Source organism: Streptomyces sp. WG5 (assembly GCF_049974565.1).
In the GTDB taxonomy this organism is placed as follows: Bacteria; Actinomycetota; Actinomycetes; order Streptomycetales; family Streptomycetaceae; genus Streptomyces.
This window is the reverse complement of the sequence record NZ_JBNGGC010000132.1, coordinates 1-1,212: the sequence shown is the minus strand read 5'-3', so window position 1 is coordinate 1,212 and position 1,212 is coordinate 1. Positions and strand designations below refer to the sequence as shown.

The window sequence follows — 1,212 nt, the reverse complement described above, 5'->3', positions numbered from 1 at the left end:
ACCACCGCACGCACCAGACGCGGCACCTGTACCGCGCCACCCCGCACCGCGGCCTCCGGCTCACCCGCCGCGAGCACCTCTGCGACGGTGTCCGGGTCGACACCACCGTCACCGTCGAGGTCGATGAGACCGAAGCGACCCGGGTTCTCCGACTGCGCGGACCGAATCAGACCCCACAGCGACGCGTGCGCCAGATCCGCGACCTCGTCACCCGGCGCCGCAGCGACCGCGCCCCGGGTCACGAACACCAGACGCGAATCGGCGAACCGCTCGTCGCCCAGCCACTCCCGCACCAGGTCCAGCACCCGGCCGGTCTCCGCGTGCACGGCATCCGGGACGTCCCGAACCTCCCCGTCCGCCAGACACGGCACGACCAGCACCGCCGGTACGGTCCCGCCCTCCACGGCAGCCGCAGCCAGCGCCGCCAGGTCCGCGAACGCCTGGGACCCGGCACCCAGCAGCATCCAGTCCTCGACCGGCGCACCGCCACCGGAGACGGGCGACCAGCGGACCTCGAACAGAGCGTCCCCGCTCCCGGCGGCCGGGGCCGCGAACTGCTCCGGCGAGAAGGCCCGGAGCGCCAGGCCCCGCACCGACGCCACAGGCACGCCCTCGGCGTCCGCCAACTCCAGCGCCACCACGTCCCGGCCCGCACGCGACAACCGCACCCGGACCTCGGAGGCACCCACGGCGTGGACGGCGACACCCGACCAGGAGAACGGCAGCCGTCCCTGTCCGGTGTCCTCGACGAGCCCGCCGACGGTGATGGCGTGCAGGGCCGCATCGAGCAGCGCGGGGTGGAGCCCGAACTGCTCTGCACCGGGGGCGGTCTCGTCACCGAGTCCGACCTCGGCGAACACGTCCTCACCACGACGCCACACCGACCGCAGTCCCTGGAAGACCGATCCGTACGCGAACCCGGCCGCGGCCAGGGCCTCGTAGAGTCCGTCGATGGCGACCGGTTCGGCCCCGGCCGGCGGCCACGCCGCCAGGTCGAACACCGGCTCCGCCGTGGTTTCGGCGAGCAGTCCGGTCGCGTGCCGCACCCACGGCACCTCCTCCCCCGCGCGATCGGCGCGGGTGTGGAAGGCGATCGGCCGCCGGCCCGACTCGTCGGACGCGCCGACGCTGATCTGCAGTTGGAGTGCGCCGCGTTCGGGCAGGACGAGCGGCGCCTCCAGCGTCAGCTCCTCCAGCAGCTCGGTACCGGCC

General features: G+C 74.3%; 1 protein-coding gene. It reads right to left on the bottom strand.

Annotated elements, in window-relative coordinates:
* Positions 1-1,212 (bottom strand): polyketide synthase dehydratase domain-containing protein (locus ACP4IX_RS36220; protein WP_426558902.1); only part of this gene is annotated, 1,212 nt, incomplete at both ends.